Below are 20,765 nucleotides of genomic sequence, written 5' to 3' on the forward strand. Positions count from 1 at the left end.
CAAGGGGATCGGCCAAAACAGCATACGATTATGGCACTACAAAACGACAGAAAAACCAACGACTAGAAAAATCAATGGCTTAGAGTCGAGCCCCGCCTGAAAAACAGGAAATATGCGTATGGGGTGTTAATAACCGGCTAACGTCTGAATTAACCGGCTGGCGCGGCTTTATCGCGCCAGTCCGGGTTGAATGAAAACTTGGGCCTTTAATTGACCCTGGCCCCTTTATCTCCTGCTCTTTATCTCCTGCTTTATCTCCTGCGCGGCTTTATCGCGCAGCGTCCAGCGACCATAGGGAGCGAGGTGGAGCGCCGGGTTATGTGGCATGAGGGCGCTCAACGATGTAAGTATTCAATGCTTCCAGCGCAATTGAAAGAATGCGGGTTGCCTCGGAAATATTTTGTGCTTGGTCATCCCAGATGTGCACGGACTTTAAGCCGTGGAACATATTGTTTCGGATGCGGTATGCAATGATAAGTAGGGCGTGCAATTTGGTGTTAAGACCGGACTCAGTGCCTCTCAGGACGGCTTCGACGAGTTCGTGCCTGTCATTTGTACGAAAGTTCAGGCCGTAGAAACGCTCTTGCAATTGATCGCCGTTTAGATAGCGAAAGCGATAAAAAGATAGGCAATGCTCAACGCTATCGTTTGCGAGTGCTGGCGAACTCGCCATGCGCTCCGCCACCTGGCCCAACTTTTGAACAGATACACTTCCGTTGCAGGTGACTCCTTCAAAGAAATTCCAGAGGAATGTAAACCCTGAAACCACTTCAAGAGTGGCTGGTTGTAACTGTGGTGCCTCTCGAAGCGAAACGCGCGCCCATGCTTGAGCATCAAAGAATTGCGGGTGCTGTTTCAGCATTTGCTCGTCCATGGTTGTGACACATAACGTTTGAATTCACCGGCCTGCGCGGTTTTTCGCGCAGGTCCGGTGGAATGAAATGTTAGGCATTTGGTAGACGCCTCACTTCATCACGGAGCTCAGAGATACAGTCCTCGCCCGTTAGCAGGCGATTCAAGAAACTCTCCAAACGCTGATCGAAGCGGTGATCGTTGATAGGCGATTGGTTAGCACAGATAATCAGGTTGTACTTTGAGATGTATCTGGTCCTAATTAAGCACTCCCCATTCATGGGCACAACCGCTCCATCAATTACTGTACTGCCATCGTCATACTCAGCTCTACTTACGAGATGCGTGCCACGAAACAACCCATACTCTTCCCAAACGTATCCGAAGTTACTAAGAGCCTCATCAAATTCCGCTTCTGTACGTGGGTAAAGGCCCGTAGGTGGTGAAGGATCAGCCTCCAAATAAACAAATAGGTTCTTGTAGTTTTCGGAATGAACCGCACAAATGCGGCTTACGTTTATCTCTTGATGGTCAATCAGAACAGAAGTGTTAGTTAATGTCTCAAAATGATCTATTGCATTGTTACCGAATCGAAACCACCAAATTGGCGTCACTTCTCCTCCGTTTGATGAAGAAAATCGAAACGGAGGCTTCAGCAAAATTGTGAGCCGTTTCACTGCCTCTTCGCCCGAGAACCACGTTTGACCGCGAATGCCAGGAAATGCTCCGGCGAATCGCTCTGCAAAAAATGAGCATTCACTTGAAGAAGTAAACTTGGGTAGCTGGCTTGAATGGTCATCGGATGGGGATCTTCGAGTGTCCGGTTCGGACAATCCGGAAGAGTGTGTACGCGAAGATTCCCGGTGCGACATATGTACAACTCTATTGCGACCGTCCTTCTTAGCAGTGTTTTCTGCGACATTCGCGTGACGACGAAGATCACTAAAGGCCTGTCCATCTTGCGGGTAACAGGAAACTCCAATGGAAAGCGTAAATTGAACCTCTTTAGAACCTACTTTAAAGGGGTGTGCTGAAGTTGCACGAAGAAGTCGTTCTCCAAATGCAATTGTCTCGGCTTGATCTACGTTACGAAGTAGAACGATGAATTCGTCGCCACCTACTGAATATCCAAACCCCCGTAGATGCAACAGATCGATAAGAAAGTGTTGGAACGGTTCCAATATCTCTGTATCTACGACCGTCTCCGTGAATTCAGTATTTAGTGATTTGAAATGATCTATATCGAAGAACAATAGGCCTAATTGGCGAGACTCTGATGCATATTCAGAAAAATCCTTGTCCAATTGGCTTTCCGCACGGAGTATCCCAAACTTTGCCGATAGCTTTGGTGAGTCCCCCAATAAATCATCGTCCACTGCATCTAGAGCATCACTCAACCGATCAATCAAATCGGTCAGTACATTTTTCCAGGTTCCACTGACATCCGACTGTGATTGCAAAGCCTGAAGGTCTATGCTTTCTGGATATCTTTTCTTCGCTTCGTCGAGGAGTGCATTGAACTGATGTACTTCAGCCTTAACTGCGAGGCCGCTACTCGAGTTCGAGAGCGCTCTCCTAGCAAGTCGTTTAACGCCGGCCTTGATATCGAAAGTCATTTTCTGGTGCTGGGTAAGTGATGAAATGCCTGACGTGAAGTAGCAATCCTACTTGACGCAAAGCTTTGCGTCACTATACTGTACATAGTTACAGTAAACGAAAAAGTCTCTGACAAAACAATGAGGTGCGCCATGGATCCTTCCCCTAAAAAATCCGGCAATTGCGTCAATGCCCCCCATGCGCCGCAACCACCCCGGCGGCTGCTCGATCAGCTCAGCGACCGCATCCGGTTCAAGCACTATAGCATACGGACGGAGCAGGCCTACAGCGGCTGGGTGCGACGCTTCATCCTCTTTCACAACAAGCGGCATCCTCGTGAAATGGGGGCGCACGAGGTCGAGGCGTTTCTCACTCACCTTGCCGTCGCCGGGCGGGTTTCGGCATCGACTCAGAATCAGGCGAAGAGCGCACTGCTCTTCCTCTACAAGGAGGTTCTGGAGACCGAGTTGCCATGGCTGGATGACGTTGAATCGGCCAAGGCTCCGAAGCGCTTGCCGGTGGTGCTCATGCCGGAAGAGGTCGGGCGCCTGCTGACGCTGATCGAGGGCACCGCCGGCCTGATCCTGCGGCTGCTCTACGGCACGGGCATGCGCATCATGGAGTGTCTGCGCCTGCGGGTGAAGGATGTCGACTTCGCGCGCGGCGAGATCCTCGTGCGCGAGGGGAAAGGTTTCAAGGACCGGGTCACCATGTTGCCCGACACGCTCATCGCCTCGCTGAAGACCCATCTGGCGCGGGTGAAGGCGCTGCACGACGAAGACCTTGCCGCAGGTTACGGCGAAGTCTACCTGCCTTGGGCCCTGGCGAGGAAGTATCCCAATGCTGGACGCGAATGGGCGTGGTAGTACGTCTTCGTCGCCGCCAAGCGATCGGTCGACCCGCGCTCGGGGGCGGTACGCCGACACCACGTCGAAGCCCAGAGCATTCAGCGCGCAATGCGCCACGCGCTACGCCATGCCGGTATCAGCAAGCTGGCCACCCCGCATACCATGCGCCATTCGTTCGCCACATCGCTGCTCGATACCGGCTACGACATCCGCACGGTGCAGGAGCTGCTGGGTCATTCGGATGTGGCCACGACGATGATCTACACGCACGTGCTCAGCCGGGGCGGTCGAGGCGTTCGCAGTCCGCTCGACGCGCTGGCGTAGACCAACCGTGTGTTCGCAAGCTGGCAGCCTGGCCGCTCGGGTCGCGACGTACTGACGCCGCCGCGTCGAGCAGACGCGGGCGACACCGCCTACCGTCTTCGGTTGCAGGAATCTGCTCCCACCTTGTCAGGCGTTTGGGCTCTGGTCATTGACCCTCACCCCGCGCCGCCAGATAGATTCCGACGAGCAGGAGGACGAAACCAACCCCCTGCATCAGGGCAAACGACTCGCCGAAGAAGATCCAGGCCAGCAGCGCGCTGCCGACTGGTTCGCCGAGCGTGACGACGGCGATGAAGGTCGGCGAGACATGCTTGAGCGACCAGTTGTACGAGGTATGGCCGAGCAGCTGCGGGCCGAGCGCCATGCCCAGGGCGACCAGGTAGGCGGCGTGGGTGTAACCGGTCAGCGGCGTGCCGCTGGTCTGGCAGGCGAGGAGCAGGAAGATCGCGGCGCTGCCGTAGGCCAGCCAGACATAGGCCGGCAGCGGCAGGTTGGCGCGCAGGCGGCGGCCGATCAGCAGGTAGGCCGAGAAACACCAGCTGCCGACGATGGCGAGGAAGTTGCCGAGCAGCGGATTGCTGCCGGGGGCGCTGCTGCGACTGTCGCTCCAGAAGATCAGCAGGCTGCCGGAGAGCGAGATGATGATGCCGACGAGCATCAGGCGGCTCGGCCTTTCGCCGAAGAGCAGGAACGAGGCGATGCCGATCCACAGCAGGTTGGTGGTCACCAGCGCGGTGCTGCTGGCCACCGAGGTGTATTCGAGCGAGGTGATCCAGGTGGCGAAATGCAGCGCCAGGAAGAAGCCGGCGCCACAGGTCAGCAGGGCTTGCTGCAGGCTCAGCGTGCGCAGCGTCCGGCCCGACTGCCAGAGGGCGATCGGGGTGATGATCAGCGCCGCGAGGCCCAGGCGCAGGGTGGCGATGGTCAGCGAGGGCAGGCCATGGCCCTGCGCGAAGCGCGCCAGGATGGCGCCGAAGGAGATCGCCAGCAGCCCGACGCCGAGGACCAGAAAGGGGAGCCAGCGCGGCGGCGGTCTGCTCCCGTCCACGCCTCAGGCGGCCGTCGCGGCGTGGCCGCCTGCGAGGTAGGCGGCGTGCACCTCCGGATTCGCCAGCAGCTCACGCCCGGTGCCCGAGAGGATGATCTGTCCATGCTGCAGGACATAGCCACGATGCGCGACGCGCAGCGCGTGGTGGGCGTTCTGTTCGACGAGCAGGATGGTCATCCCGTGGTCGCGGTTCAGTTCGCGGACGATCTGGAAGATCTTCTTGATGTACAGCGGCGCCAGGCCCAGCGAGGGTTCGTCGAGCAGCAGCAGTTGCGGCCGGCTCATCAGCGCGCGGGCGATCGCCAGCATCTGCTGCTCGCCGCCGGACAGCGTCCCGGCGCGCTGCTGGCAGCGTTCCTCGAGAATCGGGAAGAGCTGGTACATGCGCTTCAGGTCGACCGCGAAGTTCATCTCCTCGCCGAGGACGGCGCCCATCTGCAGGTTCTCGAGCACCGTCATGCGCGAAAAGATGCGCCGGCCTTCGGGAACCAGCGCGATGCCGCGGCGGGCGATCTCGTGCGTCGGCAGCTGGGTGATGTCTTCGCCGTCGAAGACGATGCGCCCGCCGGAGGCGCGCGGCTGGCCGAAGATCGACATCATCAGCGTCGACTTGCCGGCGCCGTTGGCACCGATCAGGGTCACCACCTCGCCGACCTGGACATCGATATCGACGCCGTGCAGCGCGTGGATGTAGCCGTAGTGGGCATGCACGCCCGACAGTTGCAGCATCATTGGACGGCCTCCGGGTGCAGTTCTTCGTCGGCGTCTTCCTCGCCGAGATAGGCCTTGATCACGTTCGGATCGCGCTGAATCTGCAGCGGCGTGCCTTCGGCGATCTTGCGGCCGTAGTTGAGGACGCAGATGTGGTCCGAGACATTCATCACCACGCTCATGTCGTGTTCGATGAGCAGGATGGCGATGCCTTCGTCGCGCGCCAGATGCTTCAACAGTTCGTTGAGTTCGGCCGATTCGCGCGGGTTGAGGCCGGCGGCCGGTTCGTCGAGGCAGAGCAGCAGGGGGTCGACGCAGAGCGCGCGGGCGATCTCGATCCGCCGCTGCATGCCGTAGGGCAGGTCGCCGGCAGCGGTGTCGGCCTTGTCGATCAGGTTCAGGCGCTTGAGCCAGCCGACCGCCTTGTCCATCGCCGCCTGTTCGGCGCGGCGATAGCCGGGCAGGCCGAAGAGATGCCGGCGAGCGAGAACCGCGAGGCGTGCTGCAGGGCGTTGTGCTGCGCGACGATCAGGTTTTCGAGCACGGTCATCTTCGGGAACAGGCGGATGTTCTGGAAGGTGCGCACGACCTGCGCCGTGCGCGCGACCTGGTGGCTGGCCAGCTCTTCGAGGCGCATCACGCCGCGCTGCGGGTGGTTGAGGCGGACGCTGCCGATCGTCGGCTTGTAGAAGCCGGTCAGGCAGTTGAAGAAGGTCGTCTTGCCGGCGCCGTTCGGTCCGATGACGCCGGTGATCTGGCGCGCGGCGACGTCGAGCGACAGGTCGTCGATCGCCAGCAGGCCGCCGAAGCGCATCGTCAGGCGCTCGACGCTGAGCAGCGGAGAGGCGGCGCTCATTGCTTGCCTCCGCCGAGGTAGCGCAGCGTCGGTTCGCGGTGCGAGAGAATGCCGCCCGGTTTCCAGACCATGATCAGGATCATCGCCGCGCCGAAGAGCAGCATCCGGTATTCGGCGAAATCGCGCCCGAGTTCGGGCAGCAGCACCAGGACCAGCGAGGCGAGGACGACGCCGAGCTGGCTGCCCATGCCGCCGAGGACGACGATCGCGAGGATGATCGCCGACTCGTTGAAGGTGAAGGATTCCGGCGAGATGAAGCCCTGCCGGGCGGCGAAGAAGACGCCGGCGAAGCCGCCGAGCATGGCGCCGATGGCAAAGGCCGAGAGCTTGACGTTGCGCGCGTTGATGCCCATCGCCTTGCAGGCGATCTCGTCCTCGCGCATCGCTTCCCAGGCGCGGCCGATCGGCAGCTTGCGCATGCGCGAAACGAACAGGTTGGTGAGCAGCGCCAGCGCCAGGATCAGGTAGTAGAGGAAGATGATCCGCTGGTTCGGCGAGTATTCGAGGCCGAAGAACGAGGCGAAGGTCGGATCGTCGCCGGGCGGCTTGAACGGCAGGCCGAAGAACGAGGGGCGGGGGATCGAGCTGATGCCGTTCGGGCCCACCGGAGAGCTCGGTCCAGTTCACCAGGATGACGCGGATGATCTCGCCGAAGCCGAGCGTCACGATCGCCAGGTAGTCGCCGCGCAGGCGCAGCGTCGGCCAGCCGAGCAGGACGCCGAAGGCCGCCGCCATCAAGCCGGCAACCGGCAGCGCCTGCCAGAAGGTCCAGCCGAACTGGGTCGCCAGGACGCCGTAGGTGTAGGCGCCGACGGCGTAGAAGGCGACGTAGCCGAGATCGAGCAGGCCGGCCAGGCCGACGACGACGTTCAGCCCCCAGCCGAGCATGACGTAGATCAGCACCGTGGTCGCGGTATCGACGACGTAGCGGTTGTCGGAGAAGACGATCGGCAGCACCAGCGAGACGCCGAGTGCGCCCCAGCCGATCCAGGTCAGCAGCGGACTGGCCGCCAGGCTGCGGGCGCCCGCCGCCGCGCACGGCCTGCTCACGCGCCAGCTTGCGCAGCCGCCAGTGGTCGAGCCCATAGCGCAGCAGCAGGCGACCGGCAAAGCAGGCGGCGACGAAGGCGAACAGCGTCGGCCAGCGGGTGGCGATGCGCAGGCGCCGCCCTGGTCGACGGTGGTCAGGCCGATCATCGGAATGCCGAGCAGCAGGGCGATGAGGGAGACCGCCGCGCGTCCTTGAAACGTTCGGCCGGCGAGATGCCTTGATGGGCGAGAACGAGCGTGGTCATCAGACTTTCTCCACTTCAGGACGACCGAGCAGGCCGGAGGGCGGAACATCAGCACCAGGATCAGGATGCTGAAGGTCGCCACGTCCTTGTATTCGGCCGACAGGTAGGCGGCCCAGAACGCCTCGATCAGGCCGATCAGCAGGCCGCCGAGCATCGCCCCCGGCAGCGAGCCGATGCCGCCGAGGACGGCGGCGGTGAAGGCCTTGATGCCGGCGACGAAGCCGATGTAGAAATCGACGACGCCGTAATAGACCGTGACCATGACGCCGGCGACCGCGGCGAGCGCCGCGCCGAGCATGAAGGTCAGCGAGATCGTGCGGTCGACGTTGATGCCGAGCAGCGCGGTCATCGTCCGGTCCTGCTCGCACGAGCGCTGCTGCCGACCGAACGAGGTGCGCGTGATCAGCCAGGTGAAGCCGGCCATCAGGGCGACGGTGACGAAGACGATGAGGATCTGCGAGTACGCCAGGCGAACCGTGAAGCCGTCGATGGTCAGCAGGTCGATGCCGCCGACCAGCACCGGCGCGATCGGCTTGACGCGCGCGCCCTGCGTCAGTTGCACCATGTTCTGCAGGAAGATCGACATGCCGATCGCCGAGATCAGCGGCGCCAGGCGGCTCGAACCGCGCAGCGGCCGGTAGGCGATGCGTTCGACCGTCCAGCCATAGACCGAGGTGAACAGCACGGCGACCAGCAGCACCAGCAGCAGCGACAGCGGGATCGAGCTGATGCCGAAGGTGGCGAGCAGGGTGAACACGGTGACCGCGATGAAGGCGCTGACCATGTAGATGTCGCCGTGCGCGAAGTTGATCATGCCGATGATGCCGTAGACCATCGTGTAGCCGATGGCGATCAGGCCATAGACGGCACCCAGCGTCAGGCCGTTGATCAGTTGTTGTAATGCGAGAGCCATGGTCCTCCTCCTTGTTGCGTATGCGCGATACCAAGTAGACCATCTATTGAGATATCTTCATCAAGCAGCGGCCAGTGAATGCCATATCCCGACGGCGAAACTCTAAATCCCTGCTGTTCTTCTTCGCTTGCCGCTGCCAGGAGTGGGGAGACTTCCTTCAGTTCACGCTGAATTCTCTTGCCGTCAACCACGAGGCTCAACATGCCGCTCTCTATGGATACATTCTCGACTTGATGATGTTTATTCACCTCTGCCGCCTTTCCTGGAAGTCCCGCCATTGGTCGGTAATATAATCGAAATGCTGGAATATTATTTGCCGTACTTGCTTCTTGTCGCGTGCTGACATTTCGTAAGAATAGGCCTCTTGAATATCAAAATTGTCGACATCAAGCCAGTACTTGCACTCCACGCCGCCTTTTCTGCAATGCACGTGGATGGGCTCGTCTCCTTCATTCGCATAGAAGAAAAAACGCCAGCCCAACAGGACGAGTATGGTCGGCATCGTGGCACTCGCATTACTCGCCGGCATCCAGCGCCATCAACCCGGCATTGCCGCCGGCCGCGGTAGTATCAACCGAGACCGTGCGTTCGCTGGCAAATCGGTAGAGATAATGCGGGCCACCGGCCTTCGGACCGGTGCCCGAAAGTCCCTCGCCACCAAATGGCTGCACGCCGACGACGGCGCCGATGATGTTGCGGTTGACGTAGGTGTTGCCGACGTGCAGGCGGTCGGTGATGCGCTTGATCGTTTCATCGATGCGGCTGTGGATGCCCAGCGTCAGCCCGTAGCCGGTATGGGCGCTGGCCTCGCAGACCTGGTCGAGATCCTCGGCACGCCAGCGGACGACGTGCAGGATCGGCCCGAAGACTTCGCGCTCGAGCCGCGCGATGCTGTCGATGGCATAGGCACGCGGGGCAAAGAAGGTGCCGTGGCGCGTCGCTTCCTCGTCGAGCGGGCAGGTGGAGATCGGCGTGGCAAAACTGTCGAGCCAGCGCGCATGCGCCTGCAGCACGCCGCGTGCTGCCTCGTCGATGACCGGGCCGACGTCGGTGCGCAGGTCCGCCGGGTCGCCAATGCGCAGCTCCTGCATCGCACCGGCGAGCATTTCGCACACCCGGTCGGCGATGTCGGTCTGGATGAAAAGCACCCGCAGCGCCGAGCAGCGTTGTCCGGCTGAGTTGAAGGCCGAGGCGACGACGTCGCGCACGATCTGCTCGGGCAGCGCCGACGAATCGGCGATCAGGGTGTTCTGGCCGCCGGTTTCGGCGATCAGCGGCACCAGCGGACCTTCCTTGCCGGCGAGGGCCTGGGCGATGAGTCGGGCGACCTCGGTAGACCCGGTGAACGCCACGCCGGCGCACTCGCGTGCGGCGACCAGCGCCGCGCCGATGCGGCCATCCCCCGGCAGGAAGGCGAGCGCACCGCCAGGGATGCCGGCGTGATGGAGTAGCTCGACGGCGAGGGCGGCGACCAGTGGCGTCTGCTCGGCCGGCTTGGCGACGACGGTATTGCCGGCCGCCAGTGCCGCGGCGATCTGGCCGACAAAAATCGCCAGCGGGAAATTCCACGGACTGATGCAGACGAAGACGCCGCGGCCGTGCAGCGACAGGCTGTTGCGCTCGCCGGTCGGGCCGGGCAGGGGGATCGGCTGCGAGAATTTCTCCCTTGCCTGCGCGGCGTAGTAGCGGCAAAAATCGATCGCCTCGCGTACCTCCGAGACCGCGTCGGCCTGCGTCCGGCCGCCCTCGCGGACAATCAGCGCGACCAGTTCCGGCAGGCGTCCCTGCAATCGGTCGGCGGCGCCGTCGAGGGCGGCCGCTCGCTCGCTGGCAGGCGTTCCCTCCCAGGCCGGGAAGGCTGCCTGCGCCGCGGCCATGGCCGCAGCGACGTCGGCAACGCTGGCCTCGGTCACCTGACCGACGACCTCGCGCTGGTCGGCAGGCGAACGAACGGGCTTGCTGCTGCCGCTGCGCTGCCTGCCGCCGATCAGCGGTGCGGCGACGTAGCTGACGCGGGCGCTCTGCTCGATGGCGCTGCGCAGGTTTTCGAGAGTCGGTTTGTCGTTCATGTCCAGTCCTTCGCTGTTGGCGCGCTCAGCGCCGAAGAGGTTGCGCGGCAAGGGGATGCGTACCTGGCGCTTGACCGCCAGGGCGGCGGCTTTTTCTACCGGATCGGCGATCAGGTCGTCGATTGGCAGGGTGGCGTCGGCGATGCGATTGACGAACGACGAGTTGGCGCCGTTCTCCAGCAGGCGACGCACCAGGTAGGCCAGCAGGTCTTCGTGGCTGCCGACCGGTGCGTAGACCCGGCAGGCGCGGCCCCAGCGGTCTTCACCGACGATCTGGTCGTAAAGTTCTTCGCCCATGCCGTGCAGGCGCTGGTATTCCCATTCGTCGCTGCCGCCGGCGCTGATCGCGATCTCGGCGACGGCGGCCAGCGTGTGCGCGTTGTGCGTCGCGAACGCCGGGTAGAAAGCCGCCGGGTCAGCGAACAGGCGTCTGGCGCAGGCGAGGTACGACAGGTCGCTCGACACCTTGCGGGTGAACACCGGGTAGTCGCTGAGACCACGTTCCTGCGCCAGCTTGATCTCGGCATCCCAGTAGGCGCCCTTGCACAGGCGGACCATCAGCCGCCGGTTGGCGCGGTGGGCGAGGTCGGCGAGCCAGTCGATGACGGGCAGCGCACGCTTCTGGTAGGCCTGGACCGCCAGTCCCAGGCCGTTCCAGCCGGCGAGTTCGCGGTCGGTGGCGAGTGCCTCGATCAGGTCGAGCGACATTTCGAGCCGATCGACTTCCTCGGCGTCAATCGTGAAGCCGACGTTGCGCGCCTTGGCCCGCACCGCCAGTTCCTTGACCGCCGGCAGCAACTCCTGGCGAACGCGATCCTCGTTGGCAACCTCGTAGCGCGGATGCAGCGCCGAGAGCTTGATCGAGATCGACGGCGCCTCGAAAGCCGGGCGGCCTTCCGCGGCGTCGCCAATCGCCCGGATCGCCTTGCTGTAGGACTCGAAATAGCGCAGGGCGTCGGCGCTGCTGCGCGCCGATTCCCCGAGCATGTCGTAGGAGTGACGGTAACCGGCTTTCTCGGCGCTGCGCGCACGGTCCAGCGCTTCGTGGATATTGCGGCCCATGACGAACTGCTTGCCGAGGATGCGCATGGCGGTGATCACGGCCTGCCGGATCACCGGTTCGCCGGCGCGCGCGACCATGCGTTTGAGCGTGCCGCTGAGGTTGCGGTCTTCGTTGTCAAGATTGACGATGCGGCCGGTGAGCATCAGTGCCCAGGTGCCGGCGTTGACAAAGGTGCTGTGCGAGGCGCCGAGCCGTTTCTCCCATTCGGTGTTGCCGATCTTGTCGCGAATCAGGCGATCGACGGTCACCGCATCGGGGATGCGCAGCAACGCCTCGGCGAGGCACATGAGGACGACCCCCTCGCGCGACGAGAGGTCGTAAGTGGCAAGGAAAGCGTCGATGCCCCCCGTGTTCTGGCGGCTGTCACGCACCGTTTGGACCAGCGGCGCGGCGCGGTCGTGGATGCCGCGCTGCTCGGAATGAGTGAAACGGGCCAGTGCGATCAGTTCCTCGACGACCTGTGCTTCGTCGATCCGATGATATTCGCGCAGACGCTGGCGTAGTAGAGGGGTATGGGCGTCGCTCATCGTACCTTCCAATTGGATTCGGCGTCGACACCAGGTGTCGCGCGGGTTTGACCTCAGTTCCGCCGGACGGCGGCGGTCGGCGCTGCGGTAAGCTGAAGGGCCCGCTGCAGCGTCCGGGGCAGGGCGCGGGCGTGTCCGCGCGTCGGCGGACACGCCCGGACGATTACTTCTTCACGTAGTCGTACTTGCCATCTTTCCACTGGTAGACGACGAATGCCGGCGCCGAACTGTTTCCCTTGGCGTCGAAGGACAGCTTGCCGATCACCGTGTCGAAGGTGCCGTTGCGTAGCGCTTTCTCGATGTCGGCGAACTTCGTGCTCTTGGCCTTGGTGGCAGCCTGGTCGAAGAGCTGGAAAGCGGCGTAGGCATAAAGAACGTAACCTTCCGGCTCAACCTTGGCGTCGTGGAACTTCTTGACGACCGGTGCAGCACTCGGGTTCTTGCGCGCGTCCGGGCCGAAGGTGAAGAGCACGTTGTTCGCTTCCGGGCCAGCCGCAGTCGCCAGCTCGGTGTTGGACATGGTATCGCCGCCCATCACTGTCAGTTTCAGGCCGGCCTGTTGTGCCTGACGCAGGATTAGCGCCACTTCGGTATGGTAACCGCCGTAGGACATGACCTCTATGCCGGAGGATTTGAGCTTGCTGACCAGTCCGGAGTAATCCTTCTCGCCGGCCGTGATCGACTCGCGCAGCGCCGGTTTGACGCCCTTGGCCTCCATCGCCTTGGCCACTTCGTCAGCCAGTCCCTTGCCGTAGGCACTCTTGTCATCGACGACGGCGATCTTCTTGCCCTTGAACTTTTCCACCAGGTAGGCACCGGCCACCTGGCCCTGTTGATCGTCACGACCGGCGATGGCGAAGATGTTCTTGAGGCCGCGGTCGGTCACCTTGGGGTTGGTCGACACGGTGACCACCGGTATGTTGGCCTCGACGTAAACTTCGGACGCCGGGATCGTCGAGGACGAGCACCAGTGACCGTGCATGAAGATGATCTTCTTGTTGACCATCGTGTTGGCGACCGAAACGGCCTGCTTCGGGTCGCAGGCATCGTCGCCGATTTCGAGCTTCAGCTTCTGGCCGACGACACCGCCTTTGGCGTTGATGTCGGCGATCGCCATCTCCGCGCCCTTGCGGATCTGGTCGCCCGCCGACGCGTACTGACCGGTCATCGGGCCGGCAATGGCGACCAGGTGATCGGCCCAGGCGTTACTGCCGGCGAGGGCGAACAGGCTGAAGCCGGTCGCGAGAATGTGTTTGTTCATGTGTTGCCTCCTCTGCTACGGTGGTCGTTAAGGTAAGTGACAAGTGACGCACCCGCATCGAGCACGTGCGCCCGAGTGAGTTCTGCCGCCGCGTCGGGGTCCCGGCGGACGAACGCGCCGAGAATCTCGGCGTGTTCGTGCTGGGTCTTGGGCATTTCGGTGGTAACGGACAGGAGCGCCCGTACATAGCGCTCGACCTTGTTGTACAGGGAACGGATTTCGGCGAGCAGGATCGGTCGTCCGGCTGCCGCGTAGAGCGTCGAATGAAAGAGCCAGTTCAGTTCGCCCCAGCGGCCGGCGTCGCCGGCGCCGCCGAACTCGTCAAGATGGTGGCGCGCCTGCTCGATGACCTGGTCGCTGATCAGGGGCGCTGAAAGACGCGCCGCGCGCGCTTCGAGCATCGCCCGGATTTCCATGTACTCGTCGATTTCGGCAGTCGACAGAGAAGCGACGACGGCGCCGCGGTTGCGCAGGAAGGTCACCAGGCCTTTTGCCTCGAGGTGCTTGAGTGCTTCGCGAACGGGAATCTTGCTGACGTGAAAATGGGCTGCGATCTCGTCCTGCCGGAGTAGTTCACCGGCCGGCAGCAAGCCATCGACAATCGCTTTCTTGAGCGTCTGCGCAACATGATCCGACGCGCTGAGGCGTGGCATCTTCTGGGCGGCGACAAGCTCAAGAACTGAAGGCATCGGCGGCGAGGGAACTCCGAGGATCGTATACGATATAAGCTGTTGATCGCGACGATACAGACTGAATTCGCGCTTGGCAAGCTGCGGTGCAGCAATCATGCAACCGGAGCCAAACTCGAGGTCAAGGGTATTGCAGGCAGCCGGCGCTAAGCCCGCTTCTCCAGGATCAGGGGCGCGGCGATTCGGTCGTAGTGCCGGTGATTGGCATCCCCTTCCTGTAGAATCGCGGGCCGATGAATACTCTCCGAAACGCGGCTCCGGGCAGCGCCCCCCGCAACCTCTTCTCGTACCGCAAGTACTGGGCCAGCCGTTTCGGCACGGCACCCTTCCTGCCAATGTCGCGCGCCGAAATGGACGAACTCGGCTGGGATTCGTGCGACATCATTCTCGTCACCGGTGACGCCTACATCGACCATCCGAGCTTCGGCATGGCGCTGGTCGGGCGTCTCCTCGAAGCGCAGGGCTTTCGCGTCGGCATCATCAGCCAGCCCGACTGGCTGTCGGCCAGGGCTTTCCGGACGCTCGGCAAGCCGAACCTGTTCTTTGGCGTGACCGCCGGCAACATGGATTCGATGGTCAATCGCTACACTGCCGATCGCAAGCCCCGTTCCGATGATGCCTACACACTCGGTGGCGAGCCCGACCGGCGGCCGGACCGCGCGGTCGTCGTTTATGCACAGCGCTGTCGCGAGGCCTTTCCCGGCAGCAATGTGGTGATCGGCTCGATCGAAGCCAGCCTGCGACGCATTGCTCATTATGACTACTGGTCAGACAAGGTACGTCGCTCGGTGTTGCCCGATTCGAAGGCCGATCTGTTGATCTATGGCAGCGCCGAGCGGGCGATCGTCGAACTTGCGCATCGGCTTGCCGCCGGCGAGCCGATCGCCGGCATCCACGATCTGCGCGGCACCGCTTTCATGGTGCCGCGCGGCTGGCTGCCGGGCGAGGATTGGGCCGAAATCGACTCGACCGAGGTCGATACACCGGGCTTGCTGATTCGCCATGCCGACCCGTACGCGATGACCCCGGAAGCTGGCCAGGAAGGTGGCCAGAAAGCGGCCTGTTCGGCGAAGCCCGCACCGGCGGCCAGCAGCGAAGGACAGGCCCGGGGGCAGGTGATCCGGATGCACTGGCAGTCGCACCAGCGCATGCCGAGGCTTGATCGGGCGCGGACTGCAATCCGCCTGCCGTCGTACGAACAGGTCGCCGCCGACCCGGTGCTTTACGCACACGCTTCGCGCGTCTTCCATCTCGAATCGAACCCGGGCAATGCCCGTGCGCTGGTCCAGGCGCACGGCGAGCGCGACGTCTGGCTCAACCCGCCGCCCATCCCGCTGACGACGCCGGAGATGGATGGCGTCTTCGCCTCACCTTTCCAGCGCCGGCCGCATCCGTCGTATGGCGAGGCCAGGATTCCGGCCTTCGAGATGATCCGCTTCTCGATCAACATCATGCGTGGCTGCTTCGGCGGCTGCACTTTCTGCTCGATCACCGAGCACGAAGGGAGAATCATCCAGAGCCGTTCCGAGCAGTCGATCCTGCACGAGATCGAGGAAATCCGCGACAAGACGCCGGGTTTTACGGGCATCATTTCAGATCTCGGCGGACCGACAGCGAACATGTATCGCCTGGCGTGCAAGGACGCGAAGATCGAGTCGGCGTGTCGCCGTCTGTCGTGCGTCTTTCCCGGTATCTGCGAGAACCTCGACACCGACCACACGCCGCTGGTCCAGCTCTACCGCAAGGCGCGGGCGCTGCCCGGGGTGAAAAAGGTACTGATCAGCTCTGGTCTGCGCTACGACCTCGCGGTGCGCGATCCGCAGTACGTCCGGGAGCTTGTCACGCACCACGTCGGCGGCTATCTCAAGATCGCCCCGGAGCACACCGAAGAAGGCCCGCTGGCGCACATGATGAAGCCCGGCATGAGTTCCTATGAGCAGTTCAAGGTGATGTTCGAGAAGTTCTCGAGGGAGGCAGGCAAGGAGCAGTACCTGATCCCGTACTTCATCGCGGCACATCCCGGGACCACCGACCGGGACATGCTAAATCTCGCCCTATGGCTGAAGCGCAACAACTTCCGTCTGGATCAGGTACAGACCTTCCTGCCGACGCCGATGGCGATCGCCACGGCCATGTATCACAGCCGCAGGAACCCGCTGAAGAAGGTCGACCGCGATTCGGAAGCCGTCGAAACTGTGCGCGGGGCTCGTCAGCGCCGCCTGCACAAGGCTTTTTTGCGCTATCACGACCCCGAGAACTGGCCGTTGCTGCGCGAGGCCCTCAAGCAGATGGGGCGCGCCGACCTGATCGGCAACGGGCGGAAGCAGCTGATCCCGTTTTTTCAGCCGCCGGGAACCGGTCTGCGAGGCCTCGCCCGCGCGGGTGCAGTCAGCGCTCGCGATCAATCGCTCGCAGCGGGTTCGTGCATACGTCCGCGCCGTCGCGCGGCAGCGGGCCCAGGGTGAGCCACTCGATCGGGAGGAGGATCGGCGACGCGATCAGACGCAGAATCGATTCGAGCAGGTCGCGTCGCTTGATGCCAAAACGAAAGTCGGTGAACGTTCCGCTGGCCCGCAACGGGGTTTGCAGGCGAAACGGAGCGAAACCCTTTGCGCGCGGGCGAAAGACGAACGCCAGTTTTTCGCTCGCCAGGTCGGCGCTGCCCGCGCCGCGAATGCGCACCCGGGTCGTATCGATAATCATCTTGTCGTCGGGCAGCTTGCCGTCCTTGAGGTCGAAGCGGCCAACGACACAGTTCAGGTGGGCGTCCCCGCCTGGATCAATCAGGGGCACCAGCGAAAGCACGAGATTCACCGACCACAGACTGAAGATGCCAGTGCGCAGTTCCGTCGGCCAAACGGCAAAGTCAACTCTTCCGTTGGCGTGGTGCATGATCGTATTCAGTGACGGTGCCCGGCCCGAAAACTCCAGATTCATGCTGAAGAGTCCTCTGGTGTCGTCCTTCCGGCTCAGGCGGCGGGCAATGATGCCGTAATCGAAGCGCTCGACGTAAGCGCCTGCGGCCAGCTCGATCTCGGACAAGGTCGGGTCGTAGGCAACGGCGAGCCGCAGGGTTCCTCCAGGGATATTGACCATGGCCGGGCCGAGGAACAGACGCCCGTCGACAACCTGGACGCGCAGGGAACCGTCGGCAAGCCGGTCGCTTCCGGAAAGCACCTCCTGTACTTCCACATCGAGGTAGGCATCGAGCCGGCGCAGGAATCCGGCGCCCAGCAGGCGCTCGGTCTGCCCGACTACCTTGCTTGCCGTCAGGCGCAGGGCTTCGGCCCTGCTTGCCCTGGGCGTTTCCTCGGCAAGACGTTCCGGCAGAGGGAAGTCATCGAGTTGAATGCTGGGCGCGTTCACCCGCACGTCGAGCCGCGGCCGTGCTCCACTCATGTCGAGCGTGCCCGTTCCCTCGAGTCGGTTTTCCCCGACGCTCAACAAGAGCCCCTGCAGTTCGTAGCCGGTCGGCGTCATGCGCAGCGGGCCGCGCAGCGACCAGGGACCCCACGCCGGGAGTTCAACCCGCGCCAGTTCGCTGAGCGAGTCGAGCCGCTCGCCGCTCATCTCGAAGGTAATCTGACCGGAGCGCCCGAGCGGCAGTGCCACCTCGCCCTCCAGCGTCAGGCGTGCCCCCGCTGCCTGCGCCACCAGTGAGAAGGGCAGATGCGTCGCATCGCGCAGCATGTCCACGAGTCGTCCGCTGCTGAGCCTGATATCGAGCGCAGTCTCGTCGAGCGTGCCGTTGAGGGCAACCCGGATCGGCTCGCCCGGCAGGGCACCTATCCTGGCCTCGGTAACGCCGAACTCGGTGACCGGACGTTGCAGCGCACCGAGGACGCTGAGGCGCCCGCCGATCACGCGCGCCTCGAATGAAGAGAGCCTGGCGAGCTCGCGCAGGGTCTTGCCGCGCCCGCGCAGGGTGAGCTGCACCTTGTCCGCGCGCCCATCGATGTCCTCTGCGGCGCCGATGTCGCGCAGAAGTGCGCCGACGTCGATTTCGCCTGTGGAGAGATCGAGCCGTGCTTCGGGTACGTCGCCGCGCAGGTTGAGCGCAACCAGCCCCGTGAACGGTACGCCGGCGACCGTGCCGCTGAGCGCTGACGGCAGTAGACGCGCCTCGCGGACGCGGCCGACGAAAGCGACGTCCTCGAGATCAGTACGGCCGAGGCGTACGTGCTGCAATGCCAGGCTGAGGTCAGCGTCAGGAAGGTCAGCGGCGTCGGGAAAAACCGGCTCGTCGCTGCTCCGGCTGGTGCTGGCGCGCAAGGTCGCGAGTTCCGGCACATCGATCAGCGGACCGCGCACAGACGCCACGGTGATCGGCCGATCGCCGACGCGGGAGCGTTTGGCATCAATCGTCAGCTCGCTGCGACCGAGCTTGAGCTTGGTCTGCTCAAGGTACCAGGCGTCAGTGGCGATCCGCGCGCGACCGCGCAGGGCGAGGGGCAGTTTCGATGCCGGCGCGACGCCCAGCCAGCGCGCCAGGTCCCCTGTGCGGCGGGCCTCAAAAGCGAAGCTCAGAGCGGTTTCGCGCGCGGCGTCGGGGCGCTCGAGCGTGCCCTCGATGCGCAGTTTCGCCGGCGCCGCCGCGATCTCGAGTTCGATCGGGGTTGCCAGCTCGCGCAGCATCTCGGGCAGTGTGCCGCCGCGCATCGAGAGTTTCACAGGCTCGCCGAGCAGCGTCCCGCGCGCGCTGCCGCGCAGTCGCTGGCCACGGCGCAGCGCAAGGTCGAGCGTGTCGACCGTGATGACCATCGGGCGTGCGTCGGCCAGTTTGCCGTAGCTCAAGTGTGCGTTCGCCGCCTTGAGTGAAAGCTCAAGGTCACTCACCAGTGAGCCAAGGGTTTCGCCACGTCCGTCGAGGCGCAGGTCGATGTGCCCGAGTCTGCCTTCAATCTCGGTCGCGCCCGTCAGCTCCCGCGCGAGGTCGCCGAGTGCGGCCTCCTTCGCTGCGAAACGCAGCGCCAGCGTCGGCGTCGGTGCTGCCGTGTCCAGGTCGAGGCGACCCGAGAATCGGGCGCTGGCCATCGTGACGCTGGTTGGCACTCGCACGCTATTGGCGTCGGCGCGCAGATCCAACTTCGCGTCACGAATGTCGACGGGCAACCCGAGCCAGCGGCCGACACTTAAATCAACCTCGACGTCGAGCGGCACAAGATCGCGCAGGGGCAGCACTTGCCGCTGCAGCGCGGCGGAGTCAAGCGCTTTGTCCGGTGTGCCCTGACCGCTGGCGAGGAACGGGCGGAGGTCGAGGGCGGCGACGCTGAGCGCGCCGCTGAGGCGTGGCCGGGCGCCGCCGAAAGCGAGCGTGAGTTCCCCGGTAAGCTCGTTCGTCGTCGTGCTGTCCGGCAATTCAGCGACGGCATCGGCCGGCGCGACCAGTGTGCCATTCAGCACGCCGTCACTAAAATGCAGCAGCCTGGTATCGGGGAGCCGCCCAGCCGGCACGAGCGCCGCCGCATCGGCGCCGAAGTTGACGTGTGCCTCGCCCTTGCTCGCGTCGATTGTGCCGCTGGCTTGCAGTCGCGTGCCGGGAGATGCGAAGTCGAGCGTGAACGGCCATGGCCCGGATGCTTCCTGGAGCAGCCGGAGAGGCCCGCCCTCGACCGTCAGAGCGAACGGAAACTCAGTGCCCAGGCGGCCACGCACAGCCAGGCGTAGCGCCTCGTTCCACTTTGCGCCCGCCGAAAGCTCGTCCAGGTCGACGATGTGGCGCCTCGCCGTGCGCGCATCGTAGTAGTCGATGGCCAGCCGATGCAGCGTGATCTGCCCGACGCTGATCGTTCCCCGAGGGGGAGCCGGCGCACTCTGCTGCGCCGGCTCCCAGTTGTTTCGCCCATCGCTTGCCCGCTCGACCCACAGGCGAACATCGCTGGCCTCGATGCTGTGCAGGTGCAAGTCACCGCGCAGGGTGTCGAGCAGGTCGAGGAGGTCAATCCGTACGCGTGCCTCAGCGAGCACAAGGAACGCCTCCGCCGCGAATCCTGACGGGTTGAGGATGCGCACGCCGCCGATGCGCAGCTCCGCCGCGCGGCCCAGCGACAGCTCGAAAGGCCCCTCCAGGGTGACCGTGCGACCGAGTGTAGTGGACACGCGCTCCGCGGATGCGTCGCGCCAGCGCGATACGTCGATTGTCACCCCGGTCACCAACAACGCGACGATGGTGGCGAGCGCTACGGCGAGCGGCAGACCGACGAGCGCCCTGATCGAGACCAGGAACCAGCGCCAGCGGATCATCGAAGCCAGCGCGTCGAATGCCGATGCGGAGCGCGTTCGGCAAAGGAAAGGAATTTCAACCCGACAATCCAGAGCGACCCGAAGTAACCCAAAGTATCCTTGCCTTCCTGAGCACGGTCAATGCCGAAAAGTCCGGCCTGGAGAACCGGGATAACTCCATATTCTGCCCTCATCTCCACGTGCAGCGGCGAGATTTTTTTCAAGGGGCTCTTCGAGAAAAGGTCAAGAGTGGTCGCACGTCGAGGGCAGCAAGCGCTCGCAACGAGGCGCCAGGTGTTTAAAATGGCCATCCTGCTTCCCGCTGTCCGTTGAATGACTCTTTGAGAGAGGAAGAATGAGCGCTGATACTGCCAAGACCTTGGTGGCGGCCCCGCCCCCCGGTCTGCCTCGCAAACTCCTGTGGCTTGGCCTTGCACCGCACGGCGGTGGCTCGCATGGCACATTCGCCTGGGCCGGCTGCGCGAGGAGTC

General features: G+C 63.3%; 12 protein-coding genes and 4 pseudogenes. 2 read left to right on the forward strand and 14 right to left on the reverse strand.

Annotated features, from left to right (window positions below; genetic code table 11):
- Positions 1-316 precede the first annotated feature (316 nt).
- Together V5B44_RS10130 and V5B44_RS10135 are read right to left on the reverse strand one after the other, a co-directional pair.
- The gene (locus V5B44_RS10130) at positions 317-874 is read right to left on the reverse strand and encodes a hypothetical protein (RefSeq protein WP_332358921.1); all 558 of its coding nucleotides are present in this window, start codon (positions 872-874) and stop codon (positions 317-319) included.
- Positions 875-944: 70 nt separating this feature from the next.
- Positions 945-2,468 carry a GGDEF domain-containing protein gene (locus V5B44_RS10135; RefSeq protein WP_332358922.1) on the reverse strand — a complete coding sequence of 508 codons (1,524 nt, stop codon included), beginning with the start codon at positions 2,466-2,468 and terminating at the stop codon, positions 945-947.
- A 132-nt stretch (positions 2,469-2,600) separates the two neighbouring features.
- Between V5B44_RS10135 and V5B44_RS10140 the strand changes: the two are divergent.
- Positions 2,601-3,620: pseudogene (locus tag V5B44_RS10140) on the forward strand (integron integrase).
- A gap of 145 nt (positions 3,621-3,765) precedes the next feature.
- Here the strand turns inward: V5B44_RS10140 and V5B44_RS10145 are convergent.
- The 10 genes and pseudogenes from V5B44_RS10145 to V5B44_RS10190 all read right to left on the reverse strand — a co-directional run bounded on the left by V5B44_RS10145 (position 3,766) and on the right by V5B44_RS10190 (position 14,151).
- On the reverse strand, positions 3,766-4,668 hold the full coding sequence (locus V5B44_RS10145) for a DMT family transporter (RefSeq protein ID WP_332358923.1): 903 nt from the start codon (positions 4,666-4,668) through the stop codon (positions 3,766-3,768).
- Positions 4,669-4,671: 3 nt separating this feature from the next.
- Positions 4,672-5,397 carry an ABC transporter ATP-binding protein gene (locus V5B44_RS10150; RefSeq protein WP_332359111.1) on the reverse strand — a complete coding sequence of 242 codons (726 nt, stop codon included), beginning with the start codon at positions 5,395-5,397 and terminating at the stop codon, positions 4,672-4,674.
- A pseudogene (locus V5B44_RS10155) lies at positions 5,397-6,235 on the reverse strand (ABC transporter ATP-binding protein). Before V5B44_RS10155 ends, V5B44_RS10150 begins: the two are co-directional and overlap by 1 nt.
- Positions 6,232-7,530 (reverse strand): annotated as a pseudogene (gene livM / locus V5B44_RS10160) (high-affinity branched-chain amino acid ABC transporter permease LivM). Before livM ends, V5B44_RS10155 begins: the two co-directional pseudogenes overlap by 4 nt.
- Positions 7,530-8,443 (reverse strand): annotated as a pseudogene (locus V5B44_RS10165) (ABC transporter permease subunit). The pseudogenes livM and V5B44_RS10165 overlap by 1 nt, the downstream one beginning before the upstream one ends.
- Entirely contained in the window at positions 8,419-8,691 is a 273-nt protein-coding gene (locus V5B44_RS10170; RefSeq protein ID WP_332358924.1) for a DUF2442 domain-containing protein, read from the reverse strand. The pseudogene V5B44_RS10165 and the gene V5B44_RS10170 overlap by 25 nt, the downstream one beginning before the upstream one ends.
- Complete coding sequence (locus tag V5B44_RS10175) at positions 8,688-8,945, reverse strand: DUF4160 domain-containing protein (RefSeq protein WP_332358925.1); 258 nt, start codon at positions 8,943-8,945, stop codon at positions 8,688-8,690. Before V5B44_RS10175 ends, V5B44_RS10170 begins: the two co-directional genes overlap by 4 nt.
- A gap of 13 nt (positions 8,946-8,958) precedes the next feature.
- The gene (gene putA, locus V5B44_RS10180; protein WP_332358926.1) at positions 8,959-12,102 is read right to left on the reverse strand and encodes a bifunctional proline dehydrogenase/L-glutamate gamma-semialdehyde dehydrogenase PutA; all 3,144 of its coding nucleotides are present in this window, start codon (positions 12,100-12,102) and stop codon (positions 8,959-8,961) included.
- A 163-nt stretch (positions 12,103-12,265) separates the two neighbouring features.
- Positions 12,266-13,363, reverse strand: coding sequence for a branched-chain amino acid ABC transporter substrate-binding protein (locus V5B44_RS10185; protein WP_332358927.1), 1,098 nt, complete (start codon positions 13,361-13,363; stop codon positions 12,266-12,268).
- Positions 13,360-14,151, reverse strand: a complete 792-nt coding sequence (locus tag V5B44_RS10190; protein ID WP_332358928.1) for a GntR family transcriptional regulator — start codon at positions 14,149-14,151, stop codon at positions 13,360-13,362. Before V5B44_RS10190 ends, V5B44_RS10185 begins: the two co-directional genes overlap by 4 nt.
- Before the next feature lie 134 nt (positions 14,152-14,285).
- Between V5B44_RS10190 and V5B44_RS10195 the strand changes: the two genes are divergently transcribed.
- Entirely contained in the window at positions 14,286-16,517 is a 2,232-nt protein-coding gene (locus tag V5B44_RS10195; RefSeq protein WP_332358929.1) for a YgiQ family radical SAM protein, read from the forward strand.
- Here the strand turns inward: V5B44_RS10195 and V5B44_RS10200 are convergent.
- Positions 16,441-20,295: an AsmA family protein gene (locus tag V5B44_RS10200; RefSeq protein WP_332358930.1), complete on the reverse strand. Its 3,855-nt coding sequence runs from the start codon at positions 20,293-20,295 to the stop codon at positions 16,441-16,443. The genes V5B44_RS10195 and V5B44_RS10200 overlap by 77 nt on opposite strands.
- Positions 20,292-20,498: a hypothetical protein gene (locus tag V5B44_RS10205; RefSeq protein ID WP_332358931.1), complete on the reverse strand. Its 207-nt coding sequence runs from the start codon at positions 20,496-20,498 to the stop codon at positions 20,292-20,294. Before V5B44_RS10205 ends, V5B44_RS10200 begins: the two co-directional genes overlap by 4 nt.
- Positions 20,499-20,765 lie beyond the last annotated feature (267 nt).

This window comes from Candidatus Accumulibacter necessarius, assembly GCF_036625085.1.